The organism is Chitinimonas koreensis (genome assembly GCF_014353015.1).
GTDB classification, from domain to species: Bacteria; Pseudomonadota; Gammaproteobacteria; order Burkholderiales; family Chitinimonadaceae; genus Chitinimonas; species Chitinimonas koreensis.
On record NZ_CP060704.1, the window covers coordinates 3910457 to 3931041 of the forward strand.

At 68.4% G+C, this 20585-nt stretch carries 16 protein-coding genes and 1 pseudogene; 5 read left to right on the top strand and 12 right to left on the bottom strand.

Annotation, left to right across the window (positions count from 1 at the left end; translation table 11 throughout):
• Positions 1-32 precede the first annotated feature (32 nt).
• Positions 33-1463: a DEAD/DEAH box helicase gene (locus H9L41_RS16295; protein WP_034605898.1), complete on the bottom strand. Its 1431-nt coding sequence runs from the start codon at positions 1461-1463 to the stop codon at positions 33-35.
• Between the two features lie 254 nt (positions 1464-1717).
• Here H9L41_RS16295 and prmB point away from each other — a divergent pair, with 254 nt between their 5' ends.
• The gene (gene prmB, locus H9L41_RS16300) at positions 1718-2623 is read left to right on the top strand and encodes a 50S ribosomal protein L3 N(5)-glutamine methyltransferase (RefSeq protein ID WP_028444702.1); all 906 of its coding nucleotides are present in this window, start codon (positions 1718-1720) and stop codon (positions 2621-2623) included.
• A gap of 195 nt (positions 2624-2818) precedes the next feature.
• Here prmB and H9L41_RS16305 read toward each other — a convergent pair whose 3' ends face one another.
• From H9L41_RS16305 to H9L41_RS16315, 3 genes are all read right to left on the bottom strand, one after another.
• A complete protein-coding gene (locus H9L41_RS16305) occupies positions 2819-3361 on the bottom strand; it encodes an adenine phosphoribosyltransferase (RefSeq protein ID WP_051318682.1) in 543 nt (180 codons plus the stop codon).
• 70 nt (positions 3362-3431) lie between these two features.
• Complete coding sequence (locus H9L41_RS16310) at positions 3432-4721, bottom strand: NCS2 family permease (RefSeq protein WP_028444704.1); 1290 nt, start codon at positions 4719-4721, stop codon at positions 3432-3434.
• 122 nt (positions 4722-4843) lie between these two features.
• Positions 4844-5305: a low molecular weight protein-tyrosine-phosphatase gene (locus H9L41_RS16315; RefSeq protein WP_245589159.1), complete on the bottom strand. Its 462-nt coding sequence runs from the start codon at positions 5303-5305 to the stop codon at positions 4844-4846.
• Positions 5306-5502: 197 nt separating this feature from the next.
• On the opposite strand from H9L41_RS16315, the gene H9L41_RS16320 reads away from it, so the two are divergent.
• A complete protein-coding gene (locus H9L41_RS16320; RefSeq protein ID WP_028444706.1) occupies positions 5503-5754 on the top strand; it encodes a type II toxin-antitoxin system prevent-host-death family antitoxin in 252 nt (83 codons plus the stop codon).
• Positions 5744-6034 (top strand): type II toxin-antitoxin system RelE family toxin, encoded by a 291-nt coding sequence (locus tag H9L41_RS16325; RefSeq protein WP_028444707.1) that lies wholly within the window; start codon positions 5744-5746, stop codon positions 6032-6034. The genes H9L41_RS16320 and H9L41_RS16325 overlap by 11 nt, the downstream gene beginning before the upstream one ends.
• A 27-nt stretch (positions 6035-6061) precedes the next feature.
• Here the strand turns inward: H9L41_RS16325 and H9L41_RS16330 are convergent, their stop codons facing one another.
• Positions 6062-7345 carry an HAD family hydrolase gene (locus H9L41_RS16330; RefSeq protein ID WP_028444708.1) on the bottom strand — a complete coding sequence of 428 codons (1284 nt, stop codon included), beginning with the start codon at positions 7343-7345 and terminating at the stop codon, positions 6062-6064.
• 137 nt (positions 7346-7482) lie between these two features.
• Positions 7483-8283, bottom strand: a complete 801-nt coding sequence (locus H9L41_RS16335) for a transporter substrate-binding domain-containing protein (RefSeq protein ID WP_034605901.1) — start codon at positions 8281-8283, stop codon at positions 7483-7485.
• Positions 8284-8740: 457 nt separating this feature from the next.
• Between H9L41_RS16335 and H9L41_RS16340 the strand changes: the two genes are divergently transcribed.
• On the top strand, positions 8741-10453 hold the full coding sequence (locus H9L41_RS16340) for a gamma-glutamyltransferase family protein (RefSeq protein ID WP_028444710.1): 1713 nt from the start codon (positions 8741-8743) through the stop codon (positions 10451-10453).
• 89 nt (positions 10454-10542) lie between these two features.
• Complete coding sequence (locus H9L41_RS16345; protein WP_028444711.1) at positions 10543-11307, top strand: SDR family oxidoreductase; 765 nt, start codon at positions 10543-10545, stop codon at positions 11305-11307.
• A 132-nt stretch (positions 11308-11439) separates the two neighbouring features.
• Here H9L41_RS16345 and H9L41_RS16350 read toward each other — a convergent pair whose 3' ends face one another.
• The 6 genes and pseudogenes from H9L41_RS16350 to H9L41_RS16370 form a co-directional block, all read right to left on the bottom strand.
• Positions 11440-11994 (bottom strand): chalcone isomerase family protein, encoded by a 555-nt coding sequence (locus tag H9L41_RS16350; RefSeq protein WP_169730130.1) that lies wholly within the window; start codon positions 11992-11994, stop codon positions 11440-11442.
• 359 nt (positions 11995-12353) lie between these two features.
• Entirely contained in the window at positions 12354-13559 is a 1206-nt protein-coding gene (locus H9L41_RS16355) for an acetyl-CoA C-acyltransferase (protein ID WP_028444713.1), read from the bottom strand.
• Between the two features lie 262 nt (positions 13560-13821).
• Positions 13822-15999: a 3-hydroxyacyl-CoA dehydrogenase/enoyl-CoA hydratase family protein gene (locus H9L41_RS16360; protein WP_373282039.1), complete on the bottom strand. Its 2178-nt coding sequence runs from the start codon at positions 15997-15999 to the stop codon at positions 13822-13824.
• The gene (locus H9L41_RS26260) at positions 15915-16277 is read right to left on the bottom strand and encodes a 3-hydroxyacyl-CoA dehydrogenase NAD-binding domain-containing protein (protein WP_373282040.1); all 363 of its coding nucleotides are present in this window, start codon (positions 16275-16277) and stop codon (positions 15915-15917) included. The genes H9L41_RS16360 and H9L41_RS26260 overlap by 85 nt, the downstream gene beginning before the upstream one ends.
• Positions 16278-16452: 175 nt before the next feature.
• On the bottom strand, positions 16453-17928 hold the full coding sequence (locus tag H9L41_RS16365) for an OmpP1/FadL family transporter (protein WP_051318683.1): 1476 nt from the start codon (positions 17926-17928) through the stop codon (positions 16453-16455).
• Positions 17929-18120: 192 nt separating this feature from the next.
• Positions 18121-20573 (bottom strand): annotated as a pseudogene (locus H9L41_RS16370) (acyl-CoA dehydrogenase).
• Positions 20574-20585 lie beyond the last annotated feature (12 nt).

Here is a 20585-nt window from a genome sequence, read left to right on the forward strand (position 1 = left end):
TTCACATTTCACTTTTCACCTTTCACGGCATCTCACCGCTCGCGCTTCGCGATCTCATAGCGCGGCGGCAGCAGCAGCGCCGGCAATTCGCGCGCCACTTCGCGGGCGCGGTGGAAGTGCTGGATCGCGCCGGCCACCCGGCCGCCGAGCGCGGCCTGGTCGGCGCCGTTGCGGCGTTCGACCAGCGGCGTCTCGACCTGCAGGATGTCGCTGCGGCGGCCGCCTTCGCGCGGCGGACGCGGCTCGCGCTCGGCGCGCGGTTCGCGGCTCTCGCGGTATTCGCGCTGCGGCGCCTCGCGCCGTTCGCGCTCGCCGCGGCCGTCGCGCAGCTCGCCCGGCACCGGGGTCAGCTCGAGCGGCTTGCCGGTCAGCCGTCGGATCAGCGACAGCGACTTGTCCTCGTCCGGCCCGACCAGCGAGATCGCCACGCCGGTGGCGCCGGCCCGGCCGGTGCGGCCGATGCGGTGGACGTAGTCCTCCGGATTGGTCGGCAGCTCGAAGTTGACCACGAAGGGCAGCTCGTTGATGTCCAGCCCGCGTGCCGCCACGTCGGTGGCGACCAGCACGCGCAGCTTCTGTTCCTTGAACGCCGCCATGGTGTCGAGCCGCGCCTGCTGGGTGCGGTCGCCGTGGATCGCCTCGCAGTCGAAGCCGTCGCGCTTGAGCTCGCGCGCCAGCCGCTCGGCCATCAGCTTGGTGCGGGTGAACACGATCACCTGCTGCATCTCGTGATGGCGGATCAGGTGGGCCAGCACGCGGCGCTTCTTGTCGGGCTCGGCGGCATGCAGGCACTGGGTCACCGATTCGTTGGTGGCATTGCGGCGCGCCACCTCGATGGTTTCCGGGTTCTGCATGAAGTCTTCGGCCAGCTTCTTGATCTCGGGCGCGAAGGTAGCCGAGAACAGCAAGGTCTGCCGACGGGCCGGCAGCAGACCGAGGATGCGGCGGATGTCGAGGATGAAGCCCATGTCCAGCATGCGGTCGGCTTCGTCGAGCACCAGCATCTCGACCTGCGAGAGGTTGATGGTCTTGTTCTGCACGTGGTCGAGCAGGCGGCCCGGCGTGGCCACCACGATCTCGGACCCTTTGCGCAGCGATTCGATCTGCGGATTCATGTCCACCCCGCCGAACACGGCGGTGGCGCGCAGCGGCAGGTACTTGCCGTAGGTGTTGACGCTCTCGAACACCTGGTCGCACAGCTCGCGCGTCGGCGTCAGGATCAGCGCGCGCACCGGGTGGCGCGCCGGCGAGGCGCTGGTGTTGGCATAGGGCTGCAGCTTGTTCAGCATGGGCAGCGTGAACGCCGCGGTCTTGCCGGTGCCGGTCTGGGCGCCGGCCAGCACGTCGCGCCCGCTCAGCACCACGGGGATCGCGCGGGCCTGTACCGGCGTCGGGTTCTCGTAGCCGGAATCGAGCACGGCGCGGAGGATCTCGGCATGCAAGCCGAGGCTGTCGAAGGACATTGGGATCGTTTCTCCAAACACAAAATGGGCAAGGGTGCCGCCGACACTCGTCCCGGAAAGCGGCTGGAGCCGGCACATCGAAACGAAATACGGCGGGCCCGGTGCCCGCGAGGCCTGCACTATACGCGTTCGCCTACCCGATGAAAACCGCTAAGCCGTGAATTCCAAAGGAGAATCCGGCCCGCCGCCGAGGCCGGCGGCCTGATCCGGCCCGCGCTCGCGTAAAATGCCGTTTTCACCCGCTTCCCGCCCCCATGTACAACGCCGCCCGCGCCCACCTCCAGACCGTCCGCGACCTGCTCCGCTTCGCCGTCTCGCGCTTTTCCGAAGCCAAGCTGTTCTTCGGCCACGGCAGCGACAACGCCTGGGACGAGGCGGTCTACCTGACCCAGCACGCGCTGCACCTGCCGCTGGACCGGCTCGATCCCTTCCTCGACGCGCGCCTGACGCCGGCCGAGATCGACGCGGTGCTCAAGCTGGTCGAAGCGCGCGTCACCACCCGCAAGCCGGCCGCCTACCTGACCGGCGAAGCCTGGCTCGGCCCGTGGCGCTTCCATGTCGACGAGCGCGTGATCGTGCCGCGCTCCTTCATCGCCGAGCTGATGCCCGAGTCGCTCGAACCGTGGATCGAATACCCGGAGCTGGTGCACCGTGCGCTCGACCTGTGCACCGGCTCGGGCTGCCTGGCCATCCTCTTGGCCCAGCACTATCCCGATGCCGAGGTCGACGCGGTCGACCTGTCGCCGGACGCGCTCAAGGTGGCCGCCATCAACGTGGCCGAGTACGGCCTGCAGTCGCGGCTGCGGCTGCTGGAATCGGACCTGTTCGACGCGGTCGAGGGCGAGACCTACGACCTGATCGTGGCCAACCCGCCCTATGTCGACGCGCCCTCGGTCGCCGCGCTGCCGGCCGAATACCTGCACGAGCCGGAACTGGCGCTCGGCAGCGGCGAGGACGGCCTCGACGCCACCCGCGCGATCCTCGAGAACGCCAGCCGCTTCCTCGAGCCGCAGGGCGTGCTGGTGGTCGAGATCGGCCACAACCGCGCAGTGCTGGAGCCCCAGTTCCCCGAGCTGCCGTTCACCTGGTTGCAGACGCAGAGCGGCGACGGCTTCGTCTTCCTGCTCACGCGCGAGGAGCTGGTCGAGGCCGGCTACTAGGCGGATCGACGTCCGCCAGCGCAGACCGGCCGGCTGGGCTGGCGGTTTGCCGTAGGAGCGGCTTCAGCCGCAAATCGTCTGCGTGGCCGCGATAGCCCCGCTCCTGCGGGGCGCCAGCGCGCATTTCGCAGGCCGGCAGGCAAATCAACAGAAAAGGGGCCGCCGGCCCCTTTCTCCTTGTGCGAGCCGCCCGCCTCAATGGCCGGCGAAATCGCACACCGTGAACAGCGGAATCCCCTGCTCCTGCACCCGCTTCGAGCCGCCGAGCTCGGGCAGGTCGACGATCGCGGCCGCCTCGATCACCTCGCCGCCGAGCTTGCGGATCAGCCGCGAAGCCGCGATCAGCGTGCCGCCGGTGGCGACCAGGTCGTCGATCAGCAGCACGCGCTGGCCGGGGCGGATCGCGTCCGAATGCAGCTCGACCGTGGCCGAGCCGTATTCGAGCTCGTATTCCTCGGCCACCGTGTGGTAGGGCAGCTTGCCCTTCTTGCGCACCGGCACGAAGCCGCGGTTGAGCTCGTAGGCGATCACCGCGCCGAGGATGAAGCCGCGCGCGTCGACGCCGGCCACCACGTCGATGTCGTAGTCCATGTAGCGGTGCACGAAGCAGTCGACCAGCACGCGGAAGGTCTTCGGATCCTGCAGCAGCGGCGTGATGTCGCGGAACTGCACGCCGGGCTGCGGCCAGTCGGGCACGGTGCGGATGCGGTCGCGGATGTAGTCGGGGTCGATGAGCATGGGCAGGGCCGAAAGCGATTGCGGGCGGCCGGTGCGCCGAATGCGCCCGTACCGCCCGCAGGGGTGGAAATCAGAACAGGGCGAACTTCACGATCCACAGCACGGCGATGATCACCACCGCCGGCGACAGGTCGCGCCCGCGGCCGGCCAGCAGCTTGAGGCCGGCGTAGCTGATGAAGCCGAAGGCGATGCCGTCGGCGATCGAGAAGGTGAACGGCATGGCCAGCGCGGTGATCACCGCCGGCGCCGATTCGGTCAGGTCGTTCCAGTCGATCTCGGCCAGACCGCGGGCCATCAGCACCGCCACGTAGAGCAGCGCCGGCGCGGTGGCGAAGGCCGGCACGGCGCCGGCCAGCGGCGACAGGAACAGCGCGGCCAGGAACAGGATGGCGACCACCACCGCGGTCAGGCCGGTGCGGCCGCCGACCGCGGTGCCGGCCGCCGATTCGATGTAGGCGGTGCAGCTCGAGGTGCCGAGCGCGGCGCCGGCCACGATGGCGCTCGAATCGGCCAGCAGCGCGCGCTTGAGGCGCGGCAGCCGGCCTTGCGAATCGAGCAGGCCGGCGCGGTGCGATACGCCGATCAGCGTGCCGGTGGTGTCGAACAGATCGACGAAGAAGAACACGAACACCACGCCCAGGAGGCCGGCGGTGAGCGCGCCCTCGATGTCCATCTTGAGGAAGGTCGGCGCGATGCTCGGCGGCATCGACACCACGCCGTCGAACTTCTGGTAGCCGAGCGCGATCGCCAGCACGGTGACGGCCAGGATGCCGAGGATCACGCCGCCGGTGATCTTGCGGTATTCGAGCGCCACGATCAGCAGGAAGCCGAAGGCCGCCAGCAGCACCTTCGGGTCGTGCACGTTGCCCAGCGTGACCAGGGTGGCCGGGTGGCCGACCACCAGGCCGGCGTTCTTGAGCGCGATGATGGCGAGGAACAGCCCGACGCCGGCCGAGATCGACAGCTTGAGCGCGTGCGGGATGGCGTTGACGATGGCCTCGCGCACCCGGAACAGGCTGACGAAGATGAAGATCAGGCCCGACAGGAACACCGCGCCGAGCGCCACTTCCCAGCTCACCCCCATGCCCTTGACCACGCTGAAGGTGAAGTAGGCGTTGAGCCCCATGCCCGGCGCCAGCGCGATCGGGTAGTTGGCGACCAGGCCCATCACCGCCGAGCCGAGCGCCGCGGCGATGCAGGTGGCGACGAACACCGCTTTGAAGTCCATGCCGGTCTCGGACAGGATGGCCGGGTTGACGAAGATGATGTAGGCCATCGTGAGAAAGGTGGTGAAGCCGGCCAGCACCTCGGTTTTCACGTCGGTACCGTGCTCACGCAGCTTGAACAGCGTTTCGAGCATCGAAAGTCCCCCTGGGCGGTTGTCGTGCGGTGATTTGGAGTTCGGGCGGGGCCGGACATCGTAGGGGCCCGGCCCGGCATTCATAGAGTTATGGCCGCCGCACGGCGGCCATGCAAGCGTGCTCAGGCCTGGCGCAGCGCCGCCAGGAGACCGTCGCTGGCGTCCTCGATCAGGTCGAGCACGCGTTCGAAGCCGGCGTCGCCATCGTAATAGGGATCGGGCACTTCGCCCTGCGGATCGAGCCGGCCGTAGCCGAGGAACAGCTTGAGCTTGTGGCGCAGGCCGGCCGGGCAGCGCGCCGACAGCAGCGCGAGATTCTGCCGGTCCATCGCCAATACCAGGTCGAAGCGCTCGAAATCGCCGTCGTTGACCTGGCGCGCACGCTGGCCCGACAGATCGTAGCCGCGCCGCAGCGCATGCCGCTGCGAGCGGCGGTCGGGCGGCTCGCCGACATGGTAGGCATGGGTGCCGGCCGAATCGATCAGCACGGCGAGGCCGGCCTTCTCGGCCCGGGCGCGAAACACGCCCTCGGCGGTCGGCGAACGGCAGATATTGCCCATGCAGCAGAACAGAACAGAATGCATCTTATTGTTTTCGTTCATTTTTCTTCCACCCCGCGAGCGAACGGAGCGGGGATTCTACGGCAAATCAGGCCCCAAGCGCGGACGGAGGGGATACATCGCCATCGCAGCGTCCATCCAGGCGGCACGCCATGCGCAATCCGTACGATTAACAGCCCTATAATTGGTACACCTAAGGTACACATCAGGAAGCGCGTCCCATGGAAACCATACTCGCCAACCGCTCGGTCGGCCTCAGCGAACTCAAGGCCAACCCGGCCGCCGTCATGCGTGCCGCCGAGACCGAACCGGTCGCCATCCTCAACCGCAACAAGCCGGCCGGTTACGTGATCGGTACCGCGGCGTGGGAAGCCATCGCCGAGCGGCTGGACAATCTGGCGCTGGCCGAGCTGGCCGCCGCCCGGCTGGCCGATGGACAGGCGCCGGTCAAGGTGACGCTGGATGAGCTATGAGCTGGCCTTCCATCCAGCCGCGCTAGCCGAATGGCGCAGCCTGGACGGCTCGGTGCGCAAGCAGCTCAAGACCAAGCTGGCCGAGCGGCTGGAGCAGCCCCACGTGCCGGCCGCGCGGGTCAGCGGTGGAGCCGATCTGTACAAGATCAAGCTGCGCGCGCTCGGCTACCGGCTGGTCTACCAGGTACAGGACAGCCGCATCACGGTACTGGTATTGGCCGTCGGCCGGCGCGACCGCAATGCCGCCTATGTGGCCGCGCTCGGCCGGATCGAGCCCTGAGACCCGGCCGAGCGCAGGCCCGGACGATCAGGCCAGCAGCTTCTTGTCCGCCGCACCGATCTTCAGCGTCTCTTCCTGCGGCTGCCAGTTGCCGGTGTTCTCGTCGCGGCCCTGCAGCAGGTAGCGCGCCTTGTCCTGGCCGCGGCTGCCGGCCGCCAGCTGGCTCAGCTCGCCGATCGGGCCCTTCTTCAGCCGGTTCACCACCAGGCTGATGCGGGTGTCGGCGAAGTCCTTCAGCATCCAGGCGTCGCCGTCGCTGTCGCCGGCCACCAGGATCGGACCGTAGCCCTTCTTCGTCGCCAGCTCGTTGCGGATGCCGACGGTCTTGCCCGGACCCCAGTTGAAGTGCCAGCCGTCGCGGTACTGGCTGGTGTAGCGGCCGTCGCGCATGTTCAGGCGCAGGCCGATCACGTTCTCCGGCGGCACGCCGTAGCCGTACTTGGGCAGGCCGGCGAACACCCGCACCACGTCGTCGATCGAGGCGGTGCTGACGTAGACGTCGATGCCGTTGTCGCGCAGCGTGTTCATCAGGTTGGCGATCTCGCTGCTGATGCGGATGCCGTGGAAATGGCTGGTCGCCACCACGCCGGCACGGCCAGGCAGCGTGCGCGAGCTTTCGTAGCGCACCTTGCGCAGCGCGTCGCCGAGATTGAAGTCGTTCGAGGCCTCGGCCAGCTTCTGCAGCTCGGCCGGCGTCATGTTGGCGTAGAAGTAGATGATCCACTTGTAGCCGATCTCGATCGGATGGCTGTCGCAGATCGCCACGTACATGAAGTAGAGCTTGGCGCGGAAGTCCTTGAACTGCTCGGTCTGGCGCACCGCGTCGAGCGTCTGGCTGCCGGCCAGGCCGGCGTAGGCCGCGTGCAGGAAGCGGTAGTCGGCCTCGACGTCGGCGGCGATGTCTTCCAGCAGCACCGGCTTGCCGTCGAGGTTCAGGTAATCCTTGTTGAACGGCCCGGCCGGCACGCCCTGGCGCAGCACGGCGGCGAATTCGTCGGGCGTAAGCTTGTAGGCCAGATGCTCGATCTGGTACAGCATCAGCGCTTCTTCGCAGTCGTTCATGATGCAGGTGTTGTCCCAGTCGAACACCGCGTAGGGCTTGCGCTTGCCGTCGTAGCCGCGGCTGCCGCGGCCGTACTGGGCGATCACCGCCTGGATGCGGTCGTGCGTCGCCTGCGCCCAGCGGCCGGCGTCGAGCCGCGTGACGACGGCGTCGCGCTTGCCGGCGGCGGCCGCGGCCAGCGCCTGGCCCGACAGTCCGCTGGCGGCGGCGCCGGCGGCGATGGCTTTCAGAATGTTCCTGCGTTGCATGGTCTTCCCCCTTGCACGTGGTTGGATGAATCGGCCGGCCCGCGGCGATGTCGCCCACTTATTGGCCGGAATGAGGACGAGCGCATCCCACGCGTCCCGCCCATGGCGGGACGACGCGGGCCTGCCCGGCCGGAAAATCAGCTCTGGATCTTGAAGATGCGCGGCAGCGGCGCGGTGCTGTTGGGACCGAACCAGCGGTTGAACACGCGTTCGGCGTCGCCCGAGCGTTCCATGTCCGACAGCGTGTCGTTGATCACCCCGACCAGCCGCTTCTCGCCCTTGAACACGGCGAGGCCATAGGCCTTGGTCGAGACCGAGACCGGGCTGATCTCGAACTGCTGGCGGCCCGGCATGGTGAGCAGCTTGGCGGCCAGGATCGGCTCGTCGTAGGTGACGGCGTCGATCTTGCCCTGCTGCAGGAAGCGGAACGCCTCGTCGATGTCGACGAAGCTGATGATCGAGGTGCCCGGCAGCTCCTGCTTGGCCTGCTTCTCGGAGGTGGTGGCGCGCACCGCGCCGATCGCCAGCGGCTTGGCATCGTCGAGCGTCTTGATCTTGCCGACGCGGGCGACGAACTTCTGGCCGGTGACGAAATAGCCGTAGCTGAAGCTGACCTGCTTCTCGCGCTCGGCGGTCTTGGTATAGGCGGTCAGGATGTCGATCTTGCGGTTGTTCAGCGCGGCGACGCGGTCCTCGGCCTCGAGCTCGAGCACCACCGGCTTGACGCCGAGCCGCTTGGCGATGGCGATGGCGAAGTCGACGTCGTAGCCGGACAGCGTGCCGTCCTTGTTCTTGATGCCGAACGGCGGGTCGATCACCACGCCCACGGTGAGCACGCCCTTGCTCTTGATGGTGTCCAGCGCGTCCGCGCGCGCCGCCGAGCCCGCGGCCAGGCCCAGCAGGGCCAGGCCGAGCGCGGCCGTTTTCAGGATTCTCATTGGGTCTTTCTCCGGTCGTTCGTGGTGCGGGCGGCTACGCCGGCCTCGTGGGCCGTGTCGCGCCGTCCGCGAAGCGGGATCGGTCGATCCGCCGGCTTTCGTAGCCAGCTTGAATGGCCGCGAGTCTAGCGGACTTTCTCCCGTCATATCGTCATTTGCTTATCTGGAAAAGTGTCCTGGACAAGCCGAGCGGGCTCGAGCGTGGCGGCAAAGCCACACCCCAGCCTGGCACGGTGGCGCAGACCGCCGCCGACCGGCCGCTGATATTACGTCGTCATCATGACGGATGAACAGTTGGCGGCCCTGCCGGTCCAAGCGCTGTGGCGCCGATGCGCCATGCCCGACGAGGCGAACAGCGGGAGCGCTCACCGCGCGGCGGCATCCAGGCCGCCAGCGGCGGGCGCTCCCGCTTTGCATGCGCCGGCCGGCGCCTACCATGACCGATACGGAGGAAACCATGCGCACAACCATCCACGCCCTGCTCGCGCTGTGCCTGCTGTTGCCGGCGCGGGCGCTCGAAGCGCCGCCCGAGGCCGCCAGCGGCAGCGCGCCCAAGCCGCAGGCCTTCGCGCCGCATGCCATGGTGGTGACCGCCAATCCGCACGCCACCCGCGCCGCGGTGCAGACGCTGCAGCGCGGCGGCAGCGCGATCGACGCGATCGTGGCGGCGCAGATGGTGCTCGGCCTGGTCGAGCCGCAGTCGTCGGGCGTCGGCGGTGGCGGTTTCCTGCTGCACTGGAACGGCCGCACGCTGACCAGCTGGGACGGCCGCGAGACCGCGCCGGCCGCCGCCCGGCCCGACCGCTTCCTCGGCGCCGACGGCAAGCCGCTCGATACCCGCGCCGCCATCGTCGGCGGCCGCTCGGTCGGCGTGCCCGGCATCGTCGCCATGCTGGCCGCCGTCCAGAAACAGGAGGGCGCGTTGCCGTGGTCCGGCCTGTTCGCGCCGGCCATCGCGCTGGCCGAGGGCGGTTTCGCGGTGTCGCCGCGGCTCAACGCGCTGCTGGCGACCGAACGCGACCTGCCGCGCCAGCCCGCCGCCCGCGACTACTTCTACCAGCCCGACGGCCAGCCGCGCGCGGTCGGCAGCACGCTGCGCAATCCCGCCTATGCCGCCACGCTGCGCCGGCTGGCGCGCGATCCGCAGGCGCTCTACCACGGGCCGCTGGCGCGCGACATCGTCGCCGCGGTACGCGGCCATGCCGCCAATCCGGGCGACCTCGCCGAGGCCGACCTGGCCGCCTACCGGCCACGCCAGCGGCCGGCGCTGTGCGGCCCCTACCGGGTCTACCGCGTCTGCGGCATGGGGCCGCCGAGTTCGGGCGGGGTGACGGTGCTGCAGATGCTCGGCCTGCTCGAGCACGTCGACCTCGGCCGCGAGCCGCTGGCGCCGCAGGCGGTCCACCTGTTCAGCGAGGCCGGCCGGCTGGCTTTCGCCGACCGCAACCGCTACCTGGGCGACGCCGACTTCGTCGCCGTGCCGCTGGCCGGCCTGCTCGACCCGGCCTACCTGGCGCGCCGGGCCGGCTACCTCGACCCGGCCCGCAGCCTCGGCAAGGCCCAGCCGGGCGAGCCGCCGCCGGCGGTGGCGCGGGCCGACGACGCCTCGCCCGAGCTGCCGTCGACCAGCCAGCTGGTGGTGGTCGATGCGCAAGGCCGCGTCGCCAGCCTGACCAGCTCGATCGAGGACCAGTTCGGCAGCCGGCTGATGGTCGGCGGCTTCCTGCTCAACAACCAGCTGACCGACTTCTCCTTCGCCCCCGACGAGGCCGGCGTGCCGGTCGCCAACCGGGTCGAGCCCGGCAAGCGGCCGCGCAGCAGCATGAGCCCGACCATCGTGTTCGACGCGGCCGGGCGGCCGGTCTACGCGCTCGGCTCGCCCGGCGGCAGCCAGATCATCAACTACGTGGCGCAGACGCTGGTCGGCCTGCTCGACTGGCGACTGGAACCGGCCGAGGCGGTCGCCCTGCCCCACTACGGCAGCCGCAACGGCCCGACCGAGCTCGAGGCCGGCACGCCGGTGGCCGAACTCGGGCCGATCCTGATGTCGCGCGGCCACGAGATCAGCATCGCGCCGGCCACCAGCGGGCTGGCGGTGGTGCGCATCGGGCCGCGCGGGCTCAGCGGCGCGGCCGATCCGCGGCGCGAGGGGGTGGCGGCGGGGTACTGAGGGCGGACGGCACCGCAAGAACCGGGTCGCGGCGCGCCCGGCCGGCGACCTAGCATGCGGCGGCCTGAACAACCGCAAGGAGAATCCGCATGCAGTCCCTGTCCAACCGAGTCGCCCTGGTCACCGGCGCGAGCAGCGGCATCGGCCGCGCCGCGGCCCGCCTTTTCGCCCGCGCAGGCGCCCGCGTCGTGGTCGCGGCCCGGCGCCAATCCGGGCTCGATGCGCTGGCCGACGAGATCCGCGCCGAAGGCGGCGAAGCGGCCACCCTGGCCGGCGACGTGCGCGAGGAAGGCTATGCCGCGGCGCTGGTCGCGCTGGCGCAGCAGCGCTTCGGCCGGCTCGACGTCGCCTTCAACAATGCCGGCACGATGGGCGCGCTGGGGCCGGTCACCGGGATGACGCTGGCCGACTGGGAGGAAGTGCAGGCGACCAACCTGCGCAGCGCCTTCCTCGGCGCCAAGCACCAGATCCCTGCCCTGCTGGCCGCCAGCGGCGGTTCGCTGATCTTCACCGGCTCCTTCGTCGGCCATAGCGCCGGCTTCCCCGGCATGGCGGCCTACGCCGCCAGCAAGGCCGGGCTGGTGGGCCTCGCCCAGGCGCTGGCGACCGAATACGGCCCGCAGGGCCTGCGGGTGAATGCGCTGCTGCCCGGAGCGACCGATACGCCGATGGGCCGCAGCTTCATGTCGACGCCCGAGATCCACGACTTCGTGCGCGGCCTGTACGCGCTCAAGCGGCTGGCGCAGCCGGAAGAGATCGCCGCGGCAGCGCTGTTCCTCGCCTCCGCCGCGTCCAGCTTCGTCACCGGCACGGCGCTGCTGGTCGACGGCGGCGTATCCGTCAATCGCACCTGAACCGACCTCGCCGGCCGCCGCGCCAGTGGCGGCGCATCCATTCGATTCCGGCCGCCGGAAACGACAAAGCCGCTCCAACGGGGAGCGGCTTTGTCGTTCGCGGCCCGGGCGAGGCCCCGGGGCGTGCCCGGCTTACCTGGCGCCGAGCAGGTTCTTCTTCAGGTCGCCGCTGACCGGGCTGTTGCCCAGCCAGATGCGCAGCAGCGCACGGGCGAAATCGTCGCCGGCGATCACGTCCTTGACCTGGCCGCGCACGGTGATCTGGGTGCCCTTGCCGGGCAGAAAGTCGAGCGCGATCACGTCGCCCTTCTTCACTTCCTTCACCGCCATGAAGATCGCGTTCATCTCCTTGATGCGCGACTGCAGCGCCGCGAATTCGCCCTCGCTGGTGTTGTCCTGCAGGCCGTCGATCAAGGATTCGTGCAGGCTGTCGGCCGCCACGTCGCGCAGCATGGTCAGCTGCATGCGGCGCGGCGTCGAGGCGTTGACCACCGCGTTGCCGTCGCCCTGCTTCTGGGCGGTGTAGAGCGCGCCGACGTAGACCTTGGCGATGCCGAACTTGGTGCGGATGCCGCCGCCGTTGAGAACCAGATCGCTGCCGCCGACACGGGCTGCGTCGTCGACCTTCACGCCGCCGATCTCGGCCGCGCCGACCGTCATGCCGGCCGCCAGCAGCAGCATTGCCATCGCTCTTTTCATTATCTCGATCTCCTTCTCGGGATTGCCTGGTTCAGGCCGGTAAAAACATGTCCGCATCATAGACGATGCCAGGGACGAAAAGGCCGGCGTGCTTGCGCATCGCCGGCCTCGATCGTGCACAGGCGCGGCTGTACCGCGCCTGAACATCGAACCTACCAACAACATATGCTCGCACTACGAAGAGCGAACGAGTGCCAACGAGGCTCCCTCGCGGCGGCGAGGGCGGGGGAGCGGGCTGAAACCGGTAGCGCCGCTACCCATCCCGCACCGAGTTCTAGCGCCCGGCTCTGCCGGGCGCCTGCTCTCGTGCCTGTGCATTCGCCGACATTCGCCAGTGCACTAGGCGCTCACATCGCCTGCAGGATGCCGGCGGCGCCCATGCCGGTGCCGATGCACATGGTCACCATGCCGTACTTGCCCTGCTGGCCGTGACGGCGCATGCCGTGCACCACGGTGGCGGTACGGATCGCGCCGGTGGCGCCGAGCGGGTGGCCCAGCGCGATCGCGCCGCCGAGCGGGTTGACGCGGCTCTGGTCGAGGCCGAGGTCGCGGATCACCGCCAGCGCCTGGGCGGCGAACGCTTCGTTCAGCTCCATCCAGGCGATGTCGTCGAGCGTGAGGCCGGCGCCCTTGAGCACGGCCGGGATCGCTTCCTTGGGGCCGATGCCCATGATCTCGGGCGGCACGCCCTTGACCGCGAAGCCGACGTAGCGCGCCAGCGGCACCAGGTTGAACTGCTTGAGGATCTTCTCGGACACGATCACCACGGCGCCGGCGCCGTCGGACATCTGCGAGGAGTTGCCGGCGGTGACCGAACCCTTGGCGGCGAACACCGGCTTGAGCTTGGCCAGCGACTCGACCGAGGTGCCGGCGCGCGGGCCTTCGTCGGTGTCGAGCAGCTTCTTGAAGATCTCGACTTCGCCGGTCGACAGGTTCGGGTTGCGGTAGATCGCCTCGATCGGGCTGATCTCCTGGCGGAACTCGCCGCCTTCGATCGCGGCCAGCGCGCGGCGGTGCGATTCGGCGGCGAAGGCATCCTGGTCTTCGCGGCTCACGCCCCACTGCTCGGCCACCTTCTCGGCGGTCAGGCCCATGCCGTAGGCGATGCCGTAGTTCTCGTCCTTCTCGAAGATGGCCGGGTTCAGCGACACCTTGTTGCCCATCATCGGCACCAGCGACATCGATTCGGCACCGCCGGCGATCACCACGTCGGCTTCGCCGGTGCGGATGCGGTCGGCGGCGATCTGAACGGCGTTGATGCCCGACGAGCAGTAGCGGTTGATGGTCAGGCCGCCGGTGGTGTACGGCAGGCCGGCCAGCAGCGCCGAGATGCGGGCCATGTTGAGGCCCTGCTCGGCCTCGGGGAAGGCGCAGCCGGCCACCACGTCCTCGACCAGCTTGGGGTCGAGCGTCGGAACCTGGGCCATCGCCTCGCGGATCACGTGGGCCAGCATGTCGTCGGGACGCACGAAGCGCATCATGCCGCGCGGGGCCTTGCCCACCGGCGTGCGCGTGGCGGCGACGATGTAGGCTTCTTGAACTTGTTTCGTCATTTCATTTCTCCATTGTCGGGCGGAAGGGGCTGAGCCCAGATCCACCGGAGATGCGAAGCGAGGCTTCGCGTCGATTCATTCACTGACCGGCTTCGAATCACGAACGAGCGCCAGCGAGGCTCCCTCGCGGCGGCGAGGGCGGGGGGCGTGGATCCAATCAAGGGAACTAAGCCCTGGTTCCCGCCCCTTCGCCCGTCAAGCCCCGGCTCCGCCGGGGCCAGCACCAACCGCTCAGGCCGCGCTGTCGCGATTCGATGAGCGCTTAGTTCCGCAGCGGCTTGTTGTTCTGCAGCATGTAGGCGATCCGCTCCTGGGTCTTCTCGTTCTTCAGCAGCGACATGAAACCTTCGCGCTCGAGCTTGAGGATCCATTCCTCGTCGACCAGGGTGCCGGCCTCGACGTCGCCGCCGCAGATGATGTCGGCGATCAGCGCGCCGATATGGAAGTCGTGCTTCGAGATGAAGCCGCCTTCCAGCATGTTCACCAGCTGGCCCTTGATCGAGGCGGCGCCGTTGCGGCCGGCGACCGGGAAGCCCTTGACCTTGAGCGGCGCGCGGTAGCCCGATTCGGCCAGCGCCAGCGCCTGCTGCTTGGCGACGTAGAGCAGCTCGTACTGGTTGAACACGATCACGTCGGCGTTGCGGAAGAAGCCGATGTCCTTCGCTTCCTCGGCGCTCTTGGCCACGTTGGCGGTGGCGATCGCCATGTAGCGGTCCTTCAGCGCGGCCAGCACGTCGCCCTTCGCTTCCTGGGCCGCGCGCAGCGCGAACTCCTTGGTGCCGCCGCCGCCGGGCAGCAGGCCCACGCCGACTTCGACCAGGCCGACGTAGCTTTCCAGGTGCGCCACCACGCGGTCGCAGTGCATGGCGAACTCGCAGCCGCCGCCGAACACGTAGCCGCGCGTGGCCGCCACCGTCGGCACCTGGCTGTAGCGCAGGCGCATCGACAGCTTCTGGAAGTTGGCGATCATCGCCTCGATCTGGCCCCAGTCGCCGGCCATGAAGGCGGGCAGCATCGACGAGAGATCGGCGCCGACCGAGAACACGTCGTCCGGGCTCCAGATCACCACGCCCTTGTACTGGGCTTCGGCGATGTCGAGCGACTGGTTGATGCCTTCGATCACGGCCGGGCCGATCGCGTGGGCCTTGGACAGGATCGACAGCACCAGCACGCCGTCGCCGCTGGTCCAGGCGCGCAGGCCTTCGTTCTCGAACACCGTCTCGCCGTAGACCGGCTCGGCTTCGCCGACCAGGCGGGCCGGGAACAGCTGGCGCTGGTAGACGTCGAGCGTGGAGCGCGGCACCAGCGCGTTCTTGCCGGCGCTGTAGGAGCCTTCGGGCTGATGCACGCCGTCGCGCTCGAACACCCAGGCGGGCAGCTCGGCCTGGCCGATCGTCTGGCCGGCTTCGATGTCGGCCTTGACCCACTCGGCGACCTGCTTCCAGCCGGCGGCCTGCCAGGTCTCGAACGGGCCTTCGTTCCAGCCGAAGCCCCAGCGGATCGCCAGGTCGACGTCGCGGGCGTTGTCGGCCACGCTGTCCAGGTGGTAGGCGATGTAGTGGAACACGTCGCGGAAGCAGGCCCACAGGAACTGCGCCTCGGCGTTCTTCGACTCGCGCAGCTTGAGCAGGCGCTTGCCCGGGTCCTTGATCTTCAGCAGTTCCTTGACCGCGTCGTCGCCCTTCTGGTTGGCCTCGACGTACTCGCCCTTGGCCGGATCGAGCACCAGCTTGGTCTTGCCTTCCTTCTTGTAGATGCCGCCCTTCGTCTTGGCGCCCAAGGCACCCGCGGCGATCAGCTTCTGCAGCCATTCGGGCGATTGGAACAGGTCGTGCCAGGGATCGTTCGGCAGCGTGTCCTGCATGGTCTTCACCACGTGGGCGAAGGTGTCGAGGCCGACCACGTCGGCGGTGCGGAAGGTAGCCGACTTCGGACGGCCCAGGCGCGGGCCGGTCAGGTCGTCGACCACGTCGAAACGGATGCCGAACTTCTCGGCATTGCGGATGCAGGCCAGCATCGAGTAGACGCCGATGCGGTTGGCGACGAAGTTCGGCGTGTCCTTGGCGCGCACCACGCCCTTGCCCAGCGTGGTGGCCAGGAAGGCTTCGAGCTGGTCGAGCATCTCGGCGTCGCTGGTCGCGCACGGGATGATTTCCACCAGGTGCATGTAGCGCGGCGGGTTGAAGAAGTGGATGCCGCAGAAGCGCGGACGCATCGAGGCCGGGCAGCCCTCGGCCAGCTTGTTGATGCTCAGGCCCGAGGTATTGGTGGCGAAGATGGTCTGCGGGCCGAGATGCGGCGCGACCTTTTCGTACAGGCCCAGCTTCCAGTCCATGCGCTCGGCGATCGCCTCGATCACCAGATCGCAATCCTTGAGCAGCTCGAGGTGCTCGTCGTAGTTGGCCGGCGTGATGAACTCGGCACGAGCCTTGGACGCCAACGGCGCCGGATTCTGCTTCTTGAGGCCTTCGATGGCCTTGAGGGCGATGCCGCTCTTGGGCCGCCCGAAGCCGGCAGGTCGAACAGGATGGCTTCCACATTGGCATTGGCGAGATGGGCGGCGATCTGCGCGCCCATCACGCCGGCGCCGAGCACGGCCACCTTGCGGACGATGAATTTGGATTGAGACATGGTATTCCTCGATGGGGGAGTCGATCGGGGGCTCGCAAAATCCAACCGCGATCCGATGAGTGTAGACGGCCAGCTATGACCACTCATGCGAACGTTCGTTTCAGCCTAGCGCTTGCTCGATTTTCGAGCGAGACGAGGCGATTGGATTTTCCCAGCCTGCCTGTGCTGCAACTGCTTGCCCGGATACTGCACGACAGCCCGGCGCGGGCCGGGCAGCCCGCGCCGGCCGTGCGGGCCATCGGGCCCGCACGGGAGGCGATGCTTAGAACCGCTGGTTGTACTGCACGCCGACGATGTGCGAATACACGTCGTATTCGCCGACGATGGTGGCGCAGCTCGAGGTGTTGCGGGTCGAATCGCAGGCACCGCGCGGCTGGCCGGCCACCGGCGCCAGGCCGCCGTTGTCGTAATTGTTGATCGCGGGCTTGCCGACCTTGACGAAGCTGTAGGCCACGTCGACCGAGCTGTCCTTCGACATCGCCCAGTTGGCGCCGAGCGACAGCCACTTGCGGTTGGAGTCGGGGATCGACGGCGTGCGGTTGGCATCCTCGACCGGCGATTCGTCGAAGGCCAGGCCGGCGCGCAGCTTGAGCGCGTCGCTGAACTGGTAGCTGCCGCCCACCGACACCTTGGTGGTGTCTTCCCACTTTTCCGGCGTGTTCGACGGCGGCAGGCCGGTGGTGAAGTTCACCGTCAGCGCTTCGAAACGCGAGTGGCGGGTGCGCGTCACGTCGGCCATCAGCGCGAACTTGTCGCTGAGCTGGTGGAAGCTCGACAGCGACAGCGACTCGGGCGTGTCGACGCCGAGGTTGGCCGGGCCGTCGACGTAGCCGCGTGCCTGCAGGCCGGGGTTGACCAGCGCGGCCTGGCCCAGCGCGATCAGCGAGGTGTTGCTGGCGAAGCCGTTCGACAGCGTCCAGTCGGCCTCGCCGCTCAGCTCGTGGCGGATCTTGGAACGGTAGGCCAGGCCGATGCGGTTGTTCTCGTTCAGGTTGAACATCACGCCGAGGTTCCAGCCGAAGCCCCAGTCGTCGCCCTTGATGTCGACCTTGCCCGAGTAGGTCGGGTTGCCGATCATGGCCAGCAGCTGCGGACGCAGCGCGGCCTGGGTGCCGGCCGGCAGCGCGGCGAAGCTGGCGCTGTTCAGCACGCCCTGGGCGATCGCGGTGCCGAAGTCGGCGCCCTTGACCAGCCGGCCTTCGATGAACTGGGCGGTCAGGCCGCCGCCGAGGCTGACGGTGTCGTTGAGCTTGAACGAGAACGACGGGTTCAGCGCGATGGTCTTCAGTTCGGTCTTGATGATGTTGTAGCGGCCGGCCCAGTTCTCGTCGTACTGGGTCTTGGAGCCGAACGGCACGAAGGTGCCGAAGCCCAGCGTCAGCTGGTCGTTCAGCTGGTGCGAGAAGTAGGCGTGCGGCACGGCGGTGGTCTTGACGAACTCGCCGCCGTTGTTGCCGCCGGTCTTGAAGGCGGGACCGGCCGCGGTATAGCTGCCCTTGTCGGTGTAGTCACCGCTCGGGATCACGATGTTCAGCACGCCCGAAACGGTGGTGCCCTTGAGATTGGACAGGCCGGCCGGGTTGTAGAAGACAGTGGAGGCATCCTCGGCCGCGGCACCGGAGGCATTGGCGGTGCCCTGGGCGCTGACCGACTGGGTACCGAAGTGGTAGCCCGAAGCGAATGCCTGTTGGGCGAAAGCGGCGCCGACCAACAGCGCGGTAACGCGAAGCGCGTGCATCCTCATCTTTTATGTCTCCTGGTGATGATGTGGGTGGATGTGAAACGTATTCTTTTCCAGCCATTCAAGCGCTCGGCCGGAATGCCCGGAGCATAGCACAGCACCTCTGGCCGACTGGCCGGAAAACCGCGCAAACCAAGGCTTGCGCGGCTTCCTGGCGACAGTCCGTGGGCGCTTTGGCCGGTCCGGTTTCTAGACCGGTTCGCGCTGGCTGAGCTCGGTATCGTGGCGATCGAGCATGGTGTCGAAATCGTCGACCATGATCACCTCGCGCTTGAGCCGGCGGGCCCGCACCACGACGTCGAATTCGATCTGGCTGATCAGGCCGGCGGCCAGCGCCTCCTCGAGGCGGCCGCGGGCGTTCAGCGCCTTGAGCTTGCCGTCGCGCTGGGCGCGGCGCAGCTTGCCCTCGGTCGATTCGGCCTCGATATGGGCGTTCAGCGCATGGTTGAGCACGCCGACCGGATCGGTCTCGGACTGCGGCACGAACACGTCGCGGGTCAGCCGGTCGCGGGCCTCGCCCGGCTGCATCAAGAGGCGTGCGATCTTGGTGCCGAGGCGGTCGCGCGGGTGGTGAAGTGGCGGCCCAGCGGGAAGATGATCCACTTGAGCACGAAGGCCAGCGGACGGTTCGGCAGGTTGGCCAGGAAGCCGGTCATCGCCTCCTGCGCGTCGTGCAGCGCCTGCAGCACGGCCCACTTGAGCAGCGGCAGGTCTTCCTTCGGGCTGCCGTCGTCGGCGAAGCGCTTGAGCGCGGCGGTGGCGATGTAGAGGTTGGACAGCACGTCGCCCAGCCGCGCCGAGATCTTCTCGCGGAACTTGAGCGAGCCGCCCATGCTGAACATCGCCATGTCCGAGGCCAGCGCGAAGGCGGCCGACAGGCGCTCGATGTCCTTGTAGTACTGCGCCAGGTCGCCGCCGACCGGGGCCGAGGCGATCTTGGAGCCGGTGATGCCGAGCACGAAGCTGCGGATCGCGTTGTCGAACACGAAGCCGATGTGGCCGCTGAAGGCCTGGTCGAATTCCTTGCCGTCGTTGGCCATGGCGGCCTTCATCTCGCGCAACACGAAGGGATGGCAGCGGATCGCGCCCTGGCCGTAGATGATCATCGAACGGGTCAGGATGTTGGCGCCTTCCACCGTGATGCCGACCGGGACGGTCTGGTAGGCATGGCCCAGGTAGTTGCGCGGGCCCAGCACCACGGCCTTGCCGCCGTGCACGTCCATCGCGTCGTTGAGCACCTTACGCATGCGCTCGGTGTTGTGGTACTTGAGGATGGCCGAGATCACCGACGGTTTCTCGCCGCTGTCCAGGCCCGCCAGGGCGAGGCGCTGGGCCGAATCCATCTGGTAGGTGTAGCCGCCGATGCGCGCCAGCGCCTCGTCGACGCCCTCGAACTTGCCGATCGACAGGCCGAACTGCTCGCGGATGCGGGCATAGGCGCCGGTGACGAAGCTGGCGAACTTGCCCGAGGCGACCGACATCGCCGGCAGCGAGATCGCGCGGCCGACCGACAGGCACTCGACCAGCATGCGCCAGCCCTGACCGGCGTAGTCCTTGCCGCCGATGATCCACTCGAGCGGAATGAACACGTCCTTGCCCATGGTCGGACCGTTCATGAACACCGAACCGGGCGGGCAATGGCGGCGGCCGATCTGCACGCCTTCATGGCTGGTCGGGATCAGCGCGCAGGTGATGCCGATGTCTTCCTTGTCGCCCAGGATGTGCTCGGGGTCGTACAGCTTGAACGCCAGGCCCAGGATGGTGGCGACCGGCGCCAGCGTGATCCAGCGCTTTTCCCAGCTCAGCCGGATGCCGACCACGTCGTCGTGGCGCTGGCCGGTGCGCGGATCGGTATAGCTGCCGCGGGTGACCACGCCGAAGTCCGGGATGGCGCCGGCGTCGGAGCCGGCATAGGGGCTGGTCAGCGCGAAGCACGGGATTTCGAGGCCCTTGGCCAGGCGCGGCAGGTAATAGTCCTTCTGCGCCTCGGTGCCGTAGTGCTGCAGCAGTTCGCCCGGGCCGAGCGAGTTCGGCACCATCACCGACACGGCGGCGGTGCCGCCGCGGGTGGCGATCTTGGTCACCACGCGCGCATGCGCGTAGTTGGAGAACTCCACGCCGCCGTACTTCTTCTTGATGATCATGCCGAGGAAGCCGTTGTCCTTGATGAACTGCCAGACGTCGGGCGGCAGGTCCTTCAGCTCGTGGACGATCTTCCAGTCGTCGATCATGCGGCACAGCTCTTCGGTCGGACCGTCGAGGAAGGCCTGCTCCTCGGCCGACAGCTTGGGCGCCATGAAGCCGTGCAGCTTCTTGAAATCGGGCTTGCCCGAGAACAGCTCGGCGTCCCACCACACGGTGCCGGCGTTGATCGCTTCCTGTTCGGTCTGCGACATGGCCGGGGTGATCTTCTTGAACACGCCGAAGATCGGACCGGTGAGCAGCGCGCGGCGCAGCGGCACGATATTGAGGATGGCGGCCACGACGGCGGCGCCGATCAGCCAGCCGAGGTGGAGGCCGCAGCCGCCGTACACGCCATAGGCGAGGCCGGCGAGCGCGGCGACGGTCCAGGCGATCAGCGGCGCGCGCAGATAGCCCAGGACCAGGATCGCGAGCACGACGATCAGGATGGTGAGTGCCATGAGAGTCAGTCC